The sequence below is a fragment of the Nocardioides sp. Root682 genome (genome assembly GCF_001427795.1).
Taxonomy (GTDB): Bacteria; Actinomycetota; Actinomycetes; order Propionibacteriales; family Nocardioidaceae; genus Nocardioides.
The window spans coordinates 2,385,459-2,401,273 of record NZ_LMHJ01000001.1 but is presented as its reverse complement, the minus strand read 5'-3'; the positions used below and the strand labels follow the sequence as shown (position 1 = coordinate 2,401,273).

General features: G+C 70.8%; 15 protein-coding genes. 9 read left to right on the top strand and 6 right to left on the bottom strand.

Going from position 1 to position 15,815, the window contains the following annotated elements; all coding sequences use genetic code 11:
• The first annotated feature begins 2 nt into the window (after nucleotides 1-2).
• The 5 genes from ASD84_RS11315 (at nucleotide 3) to ASD84_RS11295 (ending at nucleotide 4,211) form a co-directional block, all read left to right on the top strand.
• Nucleotides 3-1,244, top strand: coding sequence for an NAD(P)/FAD-dependent oxidoreductase (locus tag ASD84_RS11315; protein ID WP_162252164.1), 1,242 nt, complete (start codon nucleotides 3-5; stop codon nucleotides 1,242-1,244).
• Nucleotides 1,245-1,332: 88 nt separating this feature from the next.
• A complete protein-coding gene (locus ASD84_RS11310; RefSeq protein ID WP_056710943.1) occupies nucleotides 1,333-2,520 on the top strand; it encodes a lytic transglycosylase domain-containing protein in 1,188 nt (395 codons plus the stop codon).
• A 76-nt stretch (nucleotides 2,521-2,596) separates the two neighbouring features.
• Nucleotides 2,597-3,217, top strand: a complete 621-nt coding sequence (locus ASD84_RS11305; protein WP_056710093.1) for a nitroreductase family protein — start codon at nucleotides 2,597-2,599, stop codon at nucleotides 3,215-3,217.
• A gap of 93 nt (nucleotides 3,218-3,310) precedes the next feature.
• A complete protein-coding gene (locus ASD84_RS11300) occupies nucleotides 3,311-3,718 on the top strand; it encodes a hypothetical protein (RefSeq protein ID WP_056710091.1) in 408 nt (135 codons plus the stop codon).
• A gap of 13 nt (nucleotides 3,719-3,731) precedes the next feature.
• Nucleotides 3,732-4,211 carry a glutathione peroxidase gene (locus ASD84_RS11295; protein ID WP_056710090.1) on the top strand — a complete coding sequence of 160 codons (480 nt, stop codon included), beginning with the start codon at nucleotides 3,732-3,734 and terminating at the stop codon, nucleotides 4,209-4,211.
• A gap of 97 nt (nucleotides 4,212-4,308) precedes the next feature.
• Here ASD84_RS11295 and ASD84_RS11290 read toward each other — a convergent pair whose 3' ends face one another.
• Together ASD84_RS11290 and ASD84_RS11285 are read right to left on the bottom strand one after the other, a co-directional pair.
• Nucleotides 4,309-6,600 carry an MMPL family transporter gene (locus ASD84_RS11290; protein ID WP_056710088.1) on the bottom strand — a complete coding sequence of 764 codons (2,292 nt, stop codon included), beginning with the start codon at nucleotides 6,598-6,600 and terminating at the stop codon, nucleotides 4,309-4,311.
• A 78-nt stretch (nucleotides 6,601-6,678) separates the two neighbouring features.
• Complete coding sequence (locus ASD84_RS11285; RefSeq protein ID WP_056710086.1) at nucleotides 6,679-7,266, bottom strand: TetR/AcrR family transcriptional regulator; 588 nt, start codon at nucleotides 7,264-7,266, stop codon at nucleotides 6,679-6,681.
• A gap of 134 nt (nucleotides 7,267-7,400) precedes the next feature.
• Here ASD84_RS11285 and ASD84_RS11280 point away from each other — a divergent pair, with 134 nt between their 5' ends.
• Both ASD84_RS11280 and ASD84_RS11275 read left to right on the top strand, forming a co-directional pair.
• The gene (locus ASD84_RS11280) at nucleotides 7,401-7,898 is read left to right on the top strand and encodes an NfeD family protein (protein ID WP_056710085.1); all 498 of its coding nucleotides are present in this window, start codon (nucleotides 7,401-7,403) and stop codon (nucleotides 7,896-7,898) included.
• A gap of 44 nt (nucleotides 7,899-7,942) precedes the next feature.
• Complete coding sequence (locus ASD84_RS11275; protein ID WP_056710083.1) at nucleotides 7,943-9,466, top strand: flotillin family protein; 1,524 nt, start codon at nucleotides 7,943-7,945, stop codon at nucleotides 9,464-9,466.
• Between the two features lie 45 nt (nucleotides 9,467-9,511).
• Here ASD84_RS11275 and ASD84_RS11270 read toward each other — a convergent pair whose 3' ends face one another.
• On the bottom strand, nucleotides 9,512-10,252 hold the full coding sequence (locus ASD84_RS11270) for a response regulator transcription factor (RefSeq protein ID WP_056710081.1): 741 nt from the start codon (nucleotides 10,250-10,252) through the stop codon (nucleotides 9,512-9,514).
• Entirely contained in the window at nucleotides 10,252-11,517 is a 1,266-nt protein-coding gene (locus tag ASD84_RS11265; protein ID WP_162251520.1) for a sensor histidine kinase, read from the bottom strand. Before ASD84_RS11265 ends, ASD84_RS11270 begins: the two co-directional genes overlap by 1 nt.
• A gap of 194 nt (nucleotides 11,518-11,711) precedes the next feature.
• Between ASD84_RS11265 and ASD84_RS11260 the strand changes: the two genes are divergently transcribed.
• The gene (locus ASD84_RS11260) at nucleotides 11,712-12,089 is read left to right on the top strand and encodes a hypothetical protein (protein WP_156391773.1); all 378 of its coding nucleotides are present in this window, start codon (nucleotides 11,712-11,714) and stop codon (nucleotides 12,087-12,089) included.
• Entirely contained in the window at nucleotides 12,076-13,389 is a 1,314-nt protein-coding gene (locus tag ASD84_RS11255) for a cytochrome P450 (protein WP_056710075.1), read from the top strand. The genes ASD84_RS11260 and ASD84_RS11255 overlap by 14 nt, the downstream gene beginning before the upstream one ends.
• 37 nt (nucleotides 13,390-13,426) lie before the next feature.
• On the opposite strand, the gene ASD84_RS11250 is transcribed toward ASD84_RS11255, so the two are convergent.
• Nucleotides 13,427-14,167, bottom strand: a complete 741-nt coding sequence (locus tag ASD84_RS11250) for a M15 family metallopeptidase (protein WP_156391771.1) — start codon at nucleotides 14,165-14,167, stop codon at nucleotides 13,427-13,429.
• Nucleotides 14,161-15,729: a serine/threonine-protein kinase gene (locus ASD84_RS11245; protein WP_056710070.1), complete on the bottom strand. Its 1,569-nt coding sequence runs from the start codon at nucleotides 15,727-15,729 to the stop codon at nucleotides 14,161-14,163. Before ASD84_RS11245 ends, ASD84_RS11250 begins: the two co-directional genes overlap by 7 nt.
• Between the last annotated feature and the right edge of the window lie 86 nt (nucleotides 15,730-15,815).

The window sequence follows — 15,815 nt, the reverse complement described above, 5'->3', positions numbered from 1 at the left end:
TGGTGATCGGCGCTGGGCATGCCGGCGTGCAGGCCGCCGCCGGTCTGCGTGCCGGCGGCTATGGCGGGCCGGTGACGATGGTGACGACCGAGGCGCACTTCCCCTACGAGCGGCCACCTCTGTCGAAGGAAGCACTCGACCAGGAAGTCGACGCTGCCTCTCTTTCGTTCTCTCTTTCGTTGCGACCCCATGACTTCTTCACCGATCATCGAATCTCGGTGCTGCGTGGGCAGGCGATCGAGATCGACCGGCTGAGCCAGCGCGTGCAGATCACCGGTGGCCGCCGGCTGGGATACGACCACCTGGTGCTCGCCACGGGCGCCTCACCGCGGCGGATCACGCTTCCCGGTGCCGCGCTGGTTGGGGTGCACGAGCTGCGCACCATGAGCGACGCACTGGCGCTCCGCAGCGCGCTCGACCGGGCCCGGCGGGTGGTGGTCCTGGGCGGCGGCTTCATCGGCATGGAGGTGGCGAGCGCGGCATGCAAGCGGGGACTCCATGTGTCCGTGCTTGAGCAGGGTGACCGGGTGTTGGGGCGTGCGGTCAGCCCACCGGTGTCCGCTGCTGTCGCGGCGCACCACCGTGCCGAAGGCGTGCGACTTCTGCTGGGCGACCAGGCAGACAGGGTGGTCGGCCGCAACGGCCGCGCAGTCGGTGTGCAGACAGTGGCCGGGGAATGGCTTCCGGCCGACCTCGTTGTTCTCGGCGTCGGCTCGATCGCCGAGGACGGTCTGGCTCGCCGGGCCGGCTTGGCCACGGACGACGGTGTGCTCGTCGACGAATGGCTGCTCACCTCCGACCCCCGGATCAGCGCCATTGGGGACTGCGCGTCGGTAGGGGATGCCGCGACCGGTACGTCTCGGCGGTTGGAGTCCATCCAGAACGCAACCGACCAGGGCAGCTATGTCGCTGCGCGCATCCTCGGGGACGTCCCGCCGTACCATGCCCTGCCGTCGTTCTGGAGCAACCAAGGTGCCCTCAAGCTGCAGATGGTCAGGAGTGTGCCCGGGCACGATCGACTGGTCGTCCGCCAGGGCGACGCCGGGTTCTCCGTGCTCTGTCTGCAGGATGGCCTGCTCACCGGCGTCGAGTCGGTCAACGATTCGGCCATCCACATGGCGGCCCGCAGGTTGCTGAGCCGGATCACTCCCACCGAGATCGAGCTCGAGGAGGTCGACTTCGATGTGCGCAAGCTCGCGCGTCGAGCGATGACCGTCGACGCCGCCCTACCGGGTTCGCCCTGATGAACCGTGGAAGAAGGTCGAAATGAGGTCGCACTCCCTCCTTGGGGTACTCGCAAGATGGATGCAGCCGCAGCGTGCAGGCGGTGACATGGCCACGGACTTCCCGTTCGTCTGGTGGCAACGCCTTTCTGTGCTCCTCCCTGTCGTGGCCCTGTCCGTGGCGTCCACCACCACGATTGCTGGACTCGGTGCCACGTCGAACACTTCAGTTGTCGCCTCGGCCGATGCGGAGGCGTCACTGCCCGTGTTGAAGGAAGCGATCGAGGCACCCACCGGCGTCTCGGTGGGCGGCGGACTCGGTCTCGGCGTCGACGGTGACACCCAGCAGATCATCGCCAGCTCGACGACCAACGGCATCTCGGCGGCCGCGCTCGCGGCCTACCAGCGGGCCGCGAGCGTTATCAACTCCGCCGACGAGAGCTGCAACCTGACCTGGCAGCTGATCGCGGCCATCGGCCGGGTGGAGTCCAACCACGGTCGCTTCGGCGGCAACGTGCTCGATGACGACGGCGTCGCACAGCCAGGCATCTTCGGCATCGCGCTCGACGGCTCCAACAACACCGCGGTCATCAGTGACACCGACGCGGGGAAGCTCGACAACGACTCGAGCTACGACCGCGCGGTCGGGCCGATGCAGTTCATCGCCTCGACCTGGTCCGTGGTCGGGGTCGATGCCGACGGCGACGGCCAGCGCGACCCGCAGGACATCGACGACGCCGCGCTCGCCACGGCCGTCTACCTCTGTTCCGGCGACGACGACCTCTCCGCCACGGCGGGCCAGCGGGCCGCGGTCTACCGCTACAACCACTCCCAGGCGTACGTCGACCTGGTGCTCTCGATCATGAACGCCTACTCAGACGGCGACTTCATGTCGGTGCCCACCAGCGGCACCGCAGCCGGCGTGATCGCCTCCGGCCCCACCTACGTGCGGCGGCCCACCGGTGGCAACAACCGCGGACAGGGACAGCCCCGAGCCGACAACACGGGCGGCCAGGAGCCGAGCACCCCCACCAAGCACCCCGAGCCCACCGACCCGCCCATCGACCCCCCCGGAGACGGCGGCAACAACGGCGGCAACGACGGCGGCGGCAAGGACAGCCCGGACGCGCCGACCATCCGGCTGCCCCCGTTGCCGACCACCTCGATCGATCCCGTCGACGATCTCCTCACCGTCGTCCAGGCCGTCGTCCAGTGCACCCTCAACGGCCACCTCGACAACATCCTGGTCCGGAACGACCCCTTCGACAGGTGCGTCCGCAACTTCACACAGCCCTGACCTGGACCCGACACCGACCACCGCTGGTCGAGGAGGTTGCGCAGCAACCGTCTCGAGACCCCGCGATACTCACCCCATGAACCCCGTCGACATCGTGGAGCCGCTGCGCTCCCGCTGGAGTCCGAGCGTCTTCGATGCCAGCCACGAGCTGAGCGACGTCGAGATCAGCCGGCTGCTCGAGGCGGCCCAGTGGGCGCCGAGCAGCGGCAACCGGCAGCCGTGGCGCTACCTGGTCGCCGTCCGTGGCAACGAGACCCACGACGTGCTGGTCCCGCACCTGAGCCGTGGCAACTCCGGCTGGGTGCCGCGGGCATCGGTCGTCTTCATCTCGGTCGCTGTCGTCGAGCCCGACGATGACGGGCCGGGCGACCCGACGTACCCCCTGCACGACCTGGGCCAGGCCTCCGCCCACCTCACCCTGCAGGCGCGGGCGATGGGCCTGGAAGCCCACCAGTTCGCGGGATTCGACCACGACGCGGTTGGGCAGGCGCTCGGCGTGCCAGCCCACGCGCGGGTCGTCGCGGGCATCGCCGTCGGCGTGCGCGGCAACCCGGCGGAGGTCAGCGAACGCGATGCCGAGCGCGAGCACAAGGTCCGGTCCCGGCGCCCCCTCGAGGAGACCGCGTACGGCGACCGCTGGGGCACGCCGTGGCCCGGGATCACGCCCTCCGGTCCCACCACTGCCGAGCCCGCATGACCTCTGACGTCATCGTCAGGGGACCGTCCGCCGGGTGAGAGTCATGGCACCGAGGTCGCCACAACCGGGGTGACCGGACCGAGGAGGACAGCCATGACCGTCACCACCGCTCCCCGCACCACCGCTCCCCGCACGACCGCCCCGCGGCGTTTCTGGTTCGCCGCCGACGCCGTCGTGTCGGCGGTCGTCGGCGTCGCGCACCTCGCGGCCGCCGTACCGCTGGCCGACCTGGTCGGCGCGGACGTGGCCGCTCACCGCTGGGTGGGCGCTTTCCTCCTCGGCTACGCCGTCGTGGTCGGCGCCTACGCGCGCAGCGCGATGTCGCCGCGCCTGGGCTGGGCGGTCGTCGCCGGCAACGTGGTCTGGGTGATCGCCTCGATCGAGGTCGCCCTCACGGCGATGGGCGGACTCGAGGGCGCCGGCCGCGTCTGGGTCGTCCTGCAGGCCCTGGTCGTCGCCGACCTCGCGCTGCTCCAGGCACGGGCGCTTCGCACCCGGTGACAGACTGGGCGCCATGACCAGCCTTCACGACTTCTCCGCCACCGCGATCGACGGCAAGCCGATCGAGCTGTCGTCGTACGACGGCACGGTGGTGCTCGTCGTCAACACCGCCTCCAAGTGCGGCCTCACGCCGCAGTTCGAGGGCCTGCAGGAGCTCTACGACAAGTTCGGGGACCGCGAGTTCACCGTCCTCGGCTTCCCGTGCGACCAGTTCGCCAACCAGGAGCTCGACAACGACGACGACATCGCCGGCTTCTGCCAGAAGAACTACGGCGTCACGTTCCCGATGTTCTCGAAGATCGACGTCAACGGCGACGAGACCCACCCGGTCTACCAGTGGCTGAAGTCCCAGAAGGGCGGCCTGATCGGCGGCAGCATCAAGTGGAACTTCACCAAGTTCCTCGTCGGCAAGGACGGCCAGGTCATCGACCGCTACGCACCGACCACCAAGCCCGAGAAGATCGCCGGCGACATCGAGAAGGCGCTCGCCTGATCGCGACTTGGGGTTTGTCACCCTCGAGTTGGGGTTTGTCACCGGGTGAGCCGGAGCGAACCCACAACTCGGCGGTGACAAACCCCAACTCGGCGAATCAGACGCTGACCAGCTCCCGGTCCTCGTCGCCCTGGTCGACGGCCACGGGTGCCGAGTCGCGCTCGAGGGACTCACCCTCGATGTCGACGTTCGGCAGGATCCGGTCGAGCCAGGCGGGCAGCCACCAGGCCTTCTCGCCGAGCAGGTAGAGGACCGACGGGATCAGCACCATCCGCACGATGAACGCGTCGAAGATGATCGAGGCGGCGAGGGCGAAGCCCATCGACTTCACGACGGCGTCGTCCTCGAGGATGAAGCCGGAGAACACCGCGATCATGATGGACGCGGCCGCGACGACGACGCGGGCGCTGTTGCGGAACCCGTCGATGACGGCCTCGTGCATCGGCAGGCCGTGGACGTGGGCCTCGCGCATCCGGGTGACCAGGAAGACCTGGTAGTCCATCGCGAGCCCGAACACGACGCCGATCAGGAACACCGGCATGAAGCTGACGATCGGCTGTCCCTCGAAGATCCCGAAGGCGCCCTCCTGGAAGATCGCGACCGTCGCGCCCAGCGTGGCCAGCACCGAGAGCAGGAAGCCCAGGGTGGCGGTCAGCGGGATCAGGATCGAGCGGAACACCAGTACCAGCAGGATGAACGCCAGTCCGATGACCACCGCGAGGTAGATCGGCAGCGCGCCGTTGAGGCGGTCCGACACGTCGGTGGTGATGGCGGTGAGCCCGGTGACGCCGATGACCGTGTCGGTCTGCGCCTCGATGGCGCCCTGTCCGTCGCGCAGGGCTTCGAGCAGGTCGAGCGTCTTCGGGTCGTCGGGGCCGGAGGACGGCGTGATGTTGATGATCGCGCCGGTTCCGGTGCCCTCCTGGGTGCCGTCCTCGGCGAAGGGCGCGTTGGTGAACAGCAGGTCGGCGTACTCGACGTCTTCCTGCTGTGCAGCCCAGGCGCGGACCGTCTCGAAGGCGTCGCTGCGGGCGGCGTCGTCGGCGATGTCGGCACCGTCGACGACCAGCGTCATCGGACCTTCGCGGCCGGGACCGAAGGCCTCGGTCTTGAGGTCCGCGGCCTTGCGCTGCGTGGTGTCGCTGGCGGCGGTGCTGTCGGTCGGGAAGGCGAGGTACATCTGCGTGATCGGTACGGCGAGCGCGCCGAGCAGCACCACGGCGGCCAGGGCCCAGGCCACCGGCGCCTTCGCGAGCAGCTTCGCCCAGCGGACACCGTTGTTGTGGACCCGGCCGTGCTCGTCACGGCGGGGGCGGTACTTGCGCACCTGTCCGCGGAACGCCCACGACTTGGTCAGGCCGAGCAGCGCCGGCAGCAACGTCAGGGCCACGAGCACGGCGACCAGCACGGTCGCGGCAGCAGCCAGGCCCATGGCCGTCAGGAACGGAATCCGTACGACGGCCAGGGCCGACAGCGCGATCAGGACCGTGAGTCCGGCGAAGACGACCGCGGAACCCGCCGTACCGACGGCGATCCCGGCGGCGTGGGGCCTGTCGTCGGTGTGGTGCAGCTCGTTGCGGTAGCGGGCGAGGATGAAGAGCGTGTAGTCGATGCCGACGGCGAGGCCGATCATCGTGGCCAGCATCGGCGTGCTGGATCCGATGTCCATGAAGGCGGTCATCGCGGTGATGCCGGTCATCCCGAGCCCCACGCCGAAGACGGCGTTGAGCAGCGGCATGCCCGCGGCGAGCAGCGAGCCGAAGGTCAGGACGAGGACGATCAGCGCGATGCCGAGACCGATGAGCTCGGCACTGCCGCCCGGCGGCTCCATCGCGGCCGTGCCGGCGCCGTTGGCCTCGACGGTGAGGCCGTACTGGTCCGCGGTGTCGGCGAGCAGGTCCTTGAGGTCCTCGATCGAGGCGGCCTTGAGGTCGGAGGGACCGTCGACGTCCCACTCGAAGCCGAGGATGCCGATCCGGCCGTCGTCGGACAGCGTGGCCGCAGCAGGTGAGGCTCCGTCCGGAGCGGCAGCGGGCGCGACGAGCTGCGGGTTCTCGTCGGCGGTCTGGGGCAGCGTCGGCACCTCGTCGATCAGGTGCTGGACAGCGGCCTGGTACTCCGGCTCCGCCAACGTGTGGCCCTCCGGCGCGGCCACGACGATGCTGACGGGGACGGAGTCGAACGCGTCCTCGGCGTCGGGGAACAGCTCCTGCTGGATGTCGGCGGCCTTCTCCGACGGGATGCCGGGGATGGAGAACGAGTCCACCATCGGCTTGGAGTACGCGGCAGCGACGCCGCCGACGGCGACGGCGAGCAGCAGCCAGCCGGCGATGAAGAAGGGCCACCGCCGGTAGGCGGTCGAGCCGAGTCGATAGAGCAGGCGGGCCATGGTGAGGTCTCCTGTGAGTGGTGGGTGTGCAGGGTTCGCCCGCACAGGGCCGATGGTGGGGGAAGAGGTGGGGAAGGGTCAGGCGAGGACGTCGCGGGCGTCACGGATCGCGGCGTCGAAGTGCTCGGAGAACGGACGGCCCGGGTCGGCCACCGACCGCTCGGCGGCGTTGTCGAACAGGGTGACCACGAGCCGGCTCAGCAGCCGGGCGCGGTCCGGGCTGTAGGCGTCGCCGTCGCGTTCGCGGACCAGCTCGACGAACGTCGCCGTGATGTCCTCGAAGCGCTGGTGTGCCAGGCCGATCAGCCGCGCATCGCCGAGGACTGCGTTGCGTCCGGTGGCGATCATGTCCTGGTCGCTGGTGTGCTCCTCGATCAGGTCGGCCGCCAGCGCGAGGACGTCGGCCAGCAGGTTCCCGGACGGGCCACCGGCGACGAACACCGCGACCCGTTCCGGATCGAGCTCCACGACCGGCCCGAGGACGACGTCCGCCTTGCCGTCGAAGTAGTTGAACACCGTCCGGCGGGAGACATCAGCAGCCGCGGCCAGGTCATCGATGGTCCAGCCGTCGAAGCCGCGGTCGATGGTGAGCTGGACCGCGCACTGCTGGAGACGGAGCGCGGTCTGGGTCCGCTTCGTCTCACGCCGGTTGCACAGTTGCTCCATGAGTGCATCTTTGCACCCTTGGGAGCGCGAGTGCAAGATTTGTGAGGGCGATCACGCCGTTTGCCGCGAGGTGCGACTGGATACGATCGTTGGACACCGGCCGCGACGTACCTCGGCCCCGTTCAGGAGCGTTCGTGACCGTCTTCCTCGTCCTTGGCCTCGCCGGCCTGGTGATCCTTGCTCTCTCGCTGCTGGTCGCCGACCTCCTCGACGGAGCGCTCGACGCCCTCGAGGCCGACTGGATCTCGACCGCTGTCGTGGGCGGCTTCGTGTCGGCCTTCGGCTTCGGCGGCGCTGCCGCCGACGGCGCCGGCCTGCCCTGGCCGGTCGCTGTCGCGATCGGGGCTGGTTCCGGCGTCCTGGTCGCCTGGTTCGCGTGGTGGCTGACCCGTCTGGTCAAGGACGGTCCCAGCGACGGGACCGTCTCGATCAGCGACAGCGTCGGCCAGACCGCGCAGGTGATCACCGCGATCCCGAGCGAGGGGTACGGCGTGATCCGGGTGATCGTGGGCGGCCACAGCCTCCAGGTCAACGCGTCCGCCAACCTGCCGGTCGAAGCCGGGACCAAGGTCCACATCACCGGCGTCCTGTCCCCGACAGCGGTCAGCGTCACGACCGTCTGGCAGCCCTGAACCGTCCCTGATCCACCACCCACCCACGAACTGAGAGTCGACCCATGAACCCCGCTGTCTGGGTGCCGATCGCTGGCATCGCCGTCCTCCTGGTCCTGCTCGTCCTGCTCGTCACGAGCCGCTACAAGGTGGCCGGACCCAACCAGGCGTTCATCGTCACCGGCCGCAAGGGCAAGGCGGTGATCAACCCGGAGACGGGCGAGCTGAGCACCGACCTGTCCGGCCAGAAGGTCGTCCTCGGCGGCGGCGTCTTCGTCATCCCGTTCGTCCAGAAGCTCGCGACGATGGACCTGTCCAGCCGCCGGATCTCGGTGCAGATCCGCGGCGCGGTCTCGGGGCAGGGCATCAAGCTCAACCTCGACGGCGTTGCGATCGTCAAGGTCGGGGGCAACGCCGACCAGATCCGGCTCGGTGCCCAGCGGTTCCTCAGCCAGCAGGCCGACATCGAGACGTTCACCCAGGAGGTGCTGGCCGGCGCGCTCCGCTCGATCGTCGGTGGCCTGACCGTCGAGCAGATCATCCGCGACCGCGCGGCGTTCGCGCAGCGCGTGGCCGACGAGTCGGAGAGCTCGCTGACCGGACAGGGCCTGATCCTGGATGCCTTCCAGATCCAGGACGTCACGGACGACGGCAGCTACCTGGCCGACCTCGGTCGCCCCGAGGCCGCGCGGGTCAGCCAGGCGGCCCGGATCGCCGAGGCCAACGCCCGCCAGGCAGCCGAGCAGGCCCAGATCGCGGCGGAGCAGGAGATCGCCGTCTCCCAGCGGACGCTCGCCCTCAAGCAGGCCGAGATCAAGGCCGAGACCGACGCCGCCGCCGCCCAGGCAGCAGCGGCCGGCCCACTGGCCCAGGCTGACCGGGACCAGGCGATCTTCGCGGAGCAGGAGAAGGTGGCCGTCCAGCAGGCCGCGCTGACCGAGCGGCAGCTCGAGACGAAGGTGCGCAAGCCGGCCGACGCCGAGCGGTACCGCGTCGAGCAGGAGGCCGAGGCCCGCCGGTCGTCCGAGATCGCGGCCGCCGACGCCCGCAAGGCGTCGACCATCGCCGCCGCGCAGGCCAAGGCCGAGGAGACCAAGCTGAGTGGTGAGGCAGAGAAGGCCCGGCGGTCCGCGCTCGCCGAGGCCGATGCGATCGAGGGTGTGAAGCGAGGCGAGGCCGAGAAGGGTCGCCGTATCGCCGAGGCCGACGCCACTCGTGCGGAGGGCGAGGCCCAGGCGGCCGCCATCCTCGCGGTCGGTCAGGCCGAGGCGGAGGCGATGGACAAGCGCGCCGAGGCCTTCGCCAACTACAACGACGCCGCCGTCCTGCAGATGCTGATCGAGGTGCTCCCGCAGATCGCGAAGGAGGTCGCGGCCCCCATCGCTGCGATCGACCAGCTCACGATCCTGTCGAGCGACGGAGCCGGCGCGCTGCCGCGTCAGGTCACCGACAACGTGACCCAGACCCTGCAGATGCTGAAGACGACGACGGGTCTGGACCTGGAGTCCCTCATCCATCGCTCGGTCGAGCGGGCCGCGAGCGGCATGGGTGACACGGGGGCGACCCTGACCGGCAAGTCGGCCAAGTAGCCCGACGCCCGAGGTGTCCAGTCGCCCAGCTGACGGGTCCGCCTGTCAGCTGGGCGTGGGCTGCACCAGTCCGTGGTCGTACGCGTAGACGATCGCCGCGGGCCGGTCGCGCAGCCCCAGCTTGGTGAAGATCCGGCCGATGTGGCTCTTCACGGTCAGCTCCGAGATCACCAGGTCGCCGGCGATCTCGCCGTTGCTGCGTCCCAGCGCCATCCGGCGCAGCACCTCGAGCTCGCGGACCGTGAGCTGGTCGGCGGCTCCGTTCGCGGCGGACCTGTCCGGGGGAGGCGCGATGCTCCGGAACCGGTGCAACACCCGGCCGGTCACCGACGGGTCGAGCCAGTTGCCGCCTTCGGCGACAGTGCGTACGGCGCGGATCAGGTCGTCCGCCGAGGAGTCCTTGAGCAGGAAGCCCGCGGCACCCGCCCGCAGCGCGCCGGACAGCATCTCGTCGTCGTCGAAGGTCGTCAGGACGAGCACCGGCGGACCGTCGCCGCGCGCCACCACGGCCCCGGTGGCGGTGATCCCGTCGACGGTGCGCATCCGCAGGTCCATGACGATCACGTCCACCCCGGGATCGGCCCCGCGATCGGCCCCGCGATCGGCCCCGCGATCGGCCCCGCGATCGGCGCCGTCTACGAGCCGGTCGAGCGTGGCAGGCACCTCGGACCCGTCGCTGCACTCGGCGACGATCTCGAACCCGTCGCGCCGGCGCAGGATCCGGCGCAGGCCGGACCGCACCAGCTCCTGGTCGTCGACCAGCACCACTCGTACCGTGGGCTCCATCAGGACGGGGCCACCTTTCCGATCGTCTTCCCGCACGGCAGCTCCACCCACGCCTCGCGACGCGGGCTCCGCTCCGGTCCCAGTTGTACGACGACCTCCCAGCCGCCGTCCGCGGCACCGGTGTGCAGCGTCGCCCCGAGCTGGCTCGCCCGTGCCTGCATGCCGGCCAGGCCCGAGCCGAGCCCGTCGGCACGGGTCCGGCCGGGCGGCAGTGGGTTGAGGACCCGCAGGGTGGCGGCACCGGGACCGGTCACCCGGAACGACATCTGGGCCACGCCGCTGCCGTGCTTGGCGACGTTGGCGAGTGACTCCTGTGCGATCCGGTAGAGGCCGAGCCCGGCGGCGGCCGTCAGCGTGCTCGGATCGCCCTGCTCGTCGTACTCGACCCGGAGGCCGGCGGCCGACACCTCCTCGACGAGGGCGGCGATGTCGGCGGCTCCGGGCAGGGCGTTGCGGTCGCTGGGGCCGTCGGCCATCGCGCTGACGGTGCGGCGGATGTCGGCCATCGCTCGGCGGCCGACCTGCTCGGCGTCGGCCAGGGCGGCGTCGACCTCGGCCACGGCGTCGGCGGTCTCGTCGGGGCCGGCCGCGTCGGCGACGTCGCGGAGGGCGCGGCGAGCGCCGGTGACCTGCAGCAGCGAGACGCTGAGCGAGTGGGCGACGAGGTCGTGGATCTCGCGGGCGATCCGCTCGCGTTCGGCGGTGGTCGCCTGGGCCCAGGCGGCTGTGCGGGCCTCGCGTTCCGAGGCCAGCGCCCGCATCTGCCACCACAGCATGGCGCCGACGACGAAGCCGAGCAGCACCTCCAGCAGGTAGACGCCGTAGCTGTCGAGGTCAGCGGTGACCTCCGTCGCGATGATCACGCCGGTCGCGACGGTGGCGACGGCGGCTCCCGGGCGCAGCCCGTCGCGGGCGACGGCCTCGGCGGCGATCAGCGCCAGCAGGGCTGGCGCGAGGTCGATGCCGGACTCGACGGGGGACGCCATGAGCACGGCTGCGGCCACGATCGTGGCCGCGCTGTCGATCCACCAGGGCAGCCAGCCGCCGAAGCCGAAGTGCACGACCGGTGAGATGAGCACCAGCACGACGGTGACGGTCATCGGCTGCACCGGCCACAGGGCTTCGCGCTGGGCGAGGGCGAGGAGCACGGCGAGGGTCTGCCCGACGAAGCAGGTCATCGGGACCCACCACGGGTAGAGGATGTCGCGGCGCGCGAGATTGCGCTCGATCCGATCGCGCACCCAGCGCGGTAGCCGCCACAACATGACCCCCAGCCTAGGCACCACGCGCCGGCTCGGCATCGGTCCGCGGGAGGTGGGTCGACTCCTCCCCTGGGAGGAGTCCAGGTGCCTTCCGTGGGCCGATGTCCGTGCTGCCGATCCTCCGTAGCGTCGGTGCCATCCCCAGTGACCTCCCCGTCACAGCACCGAAGACAGCACCGAAGAGAGGCGTGAGGACCATGACCTGGACCGAGACCCACCGTCGTTGGCAGGCACTGCGCACCATCGAGGAGCAGCTGGCCACCGCCACGAAGCCCGAGCTCCCGTGGAACGACGAGCTCGCCCTGGTCTTCGGTGACCGGGCCAGCCTCCTCGCCGCACTCCGCTACCGCCTGCGCCTGGCCGTCAACACGCAGATGGACACCCACCTGCCCGAGGCGGTGCTCGAGGAGCAGCGGGCCCACCTGGTCGCACGCACACAGGGTGTGTTGCGCCTCCTGCAGGCCGAGGACCATGCTGCATCGATGCAGGCTGACCAGATGACGGGCCAGAGGACGGGCCAGAGGACGGGCCGACTGGACGACGAGACGTGGGGTACGACGCGTGTGGTCGCCTGACACCCCGCGCTCCTTCGTGGCCTGGACCCTGGCCCACGGGATCCAGCGATCACTCATCCAGCGCGGCGCACGCCGAGGCGACCTGATCGCCCGGATGGTCATGGACCCCTCTCTGCGGGCCGACCCCTTCCCGGCGTACGAGGAGCTGCGCGGCCGCGGACTCGTCAGCGCCAACAACCTGATCTCGGCCAGCGTCGACCACGGGGTCTGCAACGAGGTGCTGCGCAGCGATGCCTTCGGCACGGCCGGCGGGCAGGGCGAGCTGCCGAAGCCGCTGCGGTGGTTGCACCACAAGGTGATCGACGATGACACGCTGGGGCCGGTCGACCCGCCGTCGATGCTGGCCGTCGACCCGCCGCTGCACACCAGGTACCGGAAGCAGGTGGCTCGCGCGTTCACCGCTCGCAAGGTCGGCCGAATGAGTGACCGGGTCGACGACGTCGCCCGCCAGCTGCTCGACGACCTCGCGGGGGAGCACGACTTCGACCTGATCGAGAGGTATGCGTCCCAGCTGCCCGTCACGCTGATCGCCGACCTGCTCGGCGTGCCGGACCGGGACCGCGAACGGCTCCTCACGCTCGGCAACGAAGCCGCGGTCACCCTCGATCCCGGCCTGTCCTGGCGCCAGTTCCGCCGCGCAGAGACGGCCCTGCGGGAGATGCACGGGTGGTTCCGCGGCCACGTCGAGCGGATCACGGCCGACCCCGGCGACGACCTGATCAGCCAGCTCACCCTCCTCGAGGGCGACGATCGGCTGACTCCCGTCGAGCTGCACCAGGTAGGCCTGCTGGTGCTCGCCGCCGGCTTCGAGACCACGGTCAACCTGATCGGCAGCGCCGTCGCGATGCTCGACGAGCACCCCGAGCAGCTGCGCTGGCTGCAGGAGAACCCCGACGGCTGGGCGAATGCTGTCGACGAGGTGCTGCGGCACCAGTCGCCGGTGCAGCTGACCCTGCGGATCGCGCTGCGCGAGACCGAGGTCGCCGGCAAGCGGTTCGAGCCCGGTCACGGCATCCTGCTCTACCTCGGTGGTGCCAACCGGGACCCTGCCGTGTTCGAGGATCCGGCCGCCTTCGACGTGACCCGCCCGAACGCCGCCGACCACCTGGCGTTCTCGGCCGGCGTGCACTTCTGCCTCGGCGCGAGCCTGGCCCGGCTCGAGGCCGCCGTCGCGCTGCGGGCGCTCTACGAACGCTTCCCCGACCTGCGGATCAGCGGGACGCCCGAACGGCGGGGCACCCGTGTGCTGCGCGGGTTCGAGCGGCTGCCCGTCACGACGGGGGCGCGGGTCGTCGCCTGATCGTCCGGGCCTGATCGTCCGGGCCTGAGTCAGCCGGTCAGCCCGTCGGCATCGAGGAGAAGTGCTGGTGGTCGACCGGGTCGGTCCACCGACCGCCCCAGAACCAGCCCGCGTCCTCGAAGGCCGCCACCTCAGGACTGTCCGGGAGCAGTACGCCGGGGCGCTCGCGGGACCGGTCGAGATAGGACTGCGATCCGGTGTGGTCGGTGCGCCCACCGCTGTACACGTACGGGTTCTCGATCGGGTTCACGTCGATCGCCCGGCCGTAGGAGTGGTGTGACCACGCGGTCCCGCCGGTGATCGCACGGCAGTTGAACGCCGAGGTGTTGTCGGCCTCGATGGAGGCGAAGTCGTCGCCGTCGTACGCCTCGATCGGCACCATCCGGCGGATCGGGTAGTCGAGGTCGTAGAGCTTCTCGAAGATCGCGGTGACGTCGGCGACCGCATCGGCGTGGACCACGAGCCGGCCCGTACGGCGCCGTCCCTCGAAGTCGCGATGGGTCAGTCGTACGACGCGCAGGTCGGCGAGCGGGACCGGACAGCCCTCGTGCCAGGTCACCCCGGTCATCGCCGCCCGCTCGCGAGCGGTGAGGCGGCGGCTGGCGGAGTCGAAGCCGGTCGGCGCAACGGTCGCGGACGGGCCGGTCGTGGTGGAGGGATCCGTGCTGGCGGAAGACCGCGGCGTCGCCGCTGGTTCTTCGACCACAGGGTCGTCGGTGCTGCAGCCGGCGGCCGTCAGGGCAAGCAGGATCAGCGCGGTGACCCGCACCCTCAGCACGGCACCTCGACGTTGAACGAGTCGATGCCGTCGAGGTGGAGGGCCGAGACCCAGCCGCCGTCGCTGGTCCTCGCCCACACGTCGGAGCTCGCGTTGAGGCTCGTGGAGGAGACGGTGGCGCCGCGGGCCTGGCAGAGGACCTCGTGTGCGCTGTCGTTGGCCCAGCGCACGCTGTGCCCGTCGCGGACGAGCTCGTCCGCGCCGGCGGACGTGCCGGTCCGCACCTGGAGGTAGCAGCTGCCGTCGCCGCAGGTCCCGACGACGCGTACGGCGATCGGCGTCGGATCCGGGGACCCCGTGGGCGGGGTGGCAGTGGTGCGGCCAGCGGTGGTGGGGTCCGCGGTCGTGGCAACTCCGCCGACCTCACCGGTCTCCGTGTCGCGAGTGCCGACCGACTCCGTGGCGCTGGTGTCGTCGCGAGCGGTGGGATCGTCCGAGCCCGAGCGCAGCACGACCGCGGTGACACCGACCGCGACCAGAGCGGTGAGAGCGGCAGCCACCGCCACCCAGCCAGCGCGACGGCCGCGCCGTGCCGGACGTGACCCGGGCAGGGGGACGGCCGGACCGGGCGCCGGTGGCGGGGGCGGCGGTGGCGCGAAGGCGCGCGACGCGGGGAACGGTGCTGCCTCGGTGACGTCCGCCGGCGCCATCGGACGCGCGGGCGGCGACAGCACAGCGGCGGGCTTCGCTGCGGCCGGCTGCACGTGGTCCCGCCGACGGTCGATCGGGATGCCCGCCAGCACGTGGTCGAGCGCGACCCGCATCGCGTGGACCCCCGCAAACCGGTGCGCCGGGTCCTTGGCCATCGACTGCGCCAGCACGCCGTTCAGGTCCTGGACCCATGGTTGGCCGGGCAGCAGCTGCCGCACCGGCGCCTCGACGTGGTCGCGCGCGATCGTGAACTGCGTGCCGTCGTACGGCGGCGAACCGGTGAGCATCGCCCAGAGCAGGCAGCCGAGGGCGTACACGTCGGTGGTGACGGCCGCAGGGGCGCCGTCGAACCGCTCGGGGGCGAGGTAGGGGAAGGTGCCGATGACCGCGCCGGTCATGGTCAGGCCACGGTCCGGCTCGGTGTCCTGGGCGATGCCGAAGTCGCAGAGGTAGGCGAACGGTGCGTCGTCAGGTCCGGTCACCAGCACGTTGCTGGGCTTGATGTCGCGGTGCAGGACGCCACCGCGGTGGGCATCGGCGACGCCGGACGTCACCTGGATCGCGAGGGCCAGCGCCGTACCGACCGACAGTGGGCCGCTCTCGATCCGCTGCGCGAGGTCGGCACCGTGGACCAGCTGGGTCGCGATGAACAGCGATCCGTCGACCTCGCCGTGGTCGAGCACCTGGATGATGTGCGGGCTGTCGAGGCGGACCAGGGTCTCGGCCTCGTTGAGGAACCGCTCGCGGTACTCGTCGGTCCCGGCGAGCTGGGGCGTGATCACCTTGAGCGCGACGCGACGCTTGATCCGGACGTGGGTGGCGGAGTAGACGACGCCCATCCCGCCGCGGCCGAGGACGCCGTCGACGAGGTACTCGCCGAAGGTCTCGCCCTCGCGTGGGTAGCCGACCATCAGGAGCCTTTCGGTGCGCCGGGTCCGGGTGCAGTCGCATTCTCGCCTGTTGCGACGGCCGCCCATCACGCCGGGTGACCACTTTA

Coding starts and splice junctions, on each gene's coding strand:
- ASD84_RS11305 (WP_056710093.1), top strand. CDS start 2,597: ATGAACCCCGTCGACATCGTGGAGCCGCTGCGCTCCCGCTGGAGTCCG.
- ASD84_RS11275 (WP_056710083.1), top strand. CDS start 7,943: ATGAACCCCGCTGTCTGGGTGCCGATCGCTGGCATCGCCGTCCTCCTG.
- ASD84_RS11290 (WP_056710088.1), bottom strand. CDS start 6,600: ATGGCCCGCCTGCTCTATCGACTCGGCTCGACCGCCTACCGGCGGTGG.
- ASD84_RS11260 (WP_156391773.1), top strand. CDS start 11,712: ATGACCTGGACCGAGACCCACCGTCGTTGGCAGGCACTGCGCACCATC.
- ASD84_RS11295 (WP_056710090.1), top strand. CDS start 3,732: ATGACCAGCCTTCACGACTTCTCCGCCACCGCGATCGACGGCAAGCCG.
- ASD84_RS11300 (WP_056710091.1), top strand. CDS start 3,311: ATGACCGTCACCACCGCTCCCCGCACCACCGCTCCCCGCACGACCGCC.
- ASD84_RS11265 (WP_162251520.1), bottom strand. CDS start 11,517: ATGTTGTGGCGGCTACCGCGCTGGGTGCGCGATCGGATCGAGCGCAAT.
- ASD84_RS11285 (WP_056710086.1), bottom strand. CDS start 7,266: ATGGAGCAACTGTGCAACCGGCGTGAGACGAAGCGGACCCAGACCGCG.
- ASD84_RS11310 (WP_056710943.1), top strand. CDS start 1,333: ATGGCCACGGACTTCCCGTTCGTCTGGTGGCAACGCCTTTCTGTGCTC.
- ASD84_RS11270 (WP_056710081.1), bottom strand. CDS start 10,252: ATGGAGCCCACGGTACGAGTGGTGCTGGTCGACGACCAGGAGCTGGTG.
- ASD84_RS11245 (WP_056710070.1), bottom strand. CDS start 15,729: ATGGTCGGCTACCCACGCGAGGGCGAGACCTTCGGCGAGTACCTCGTC.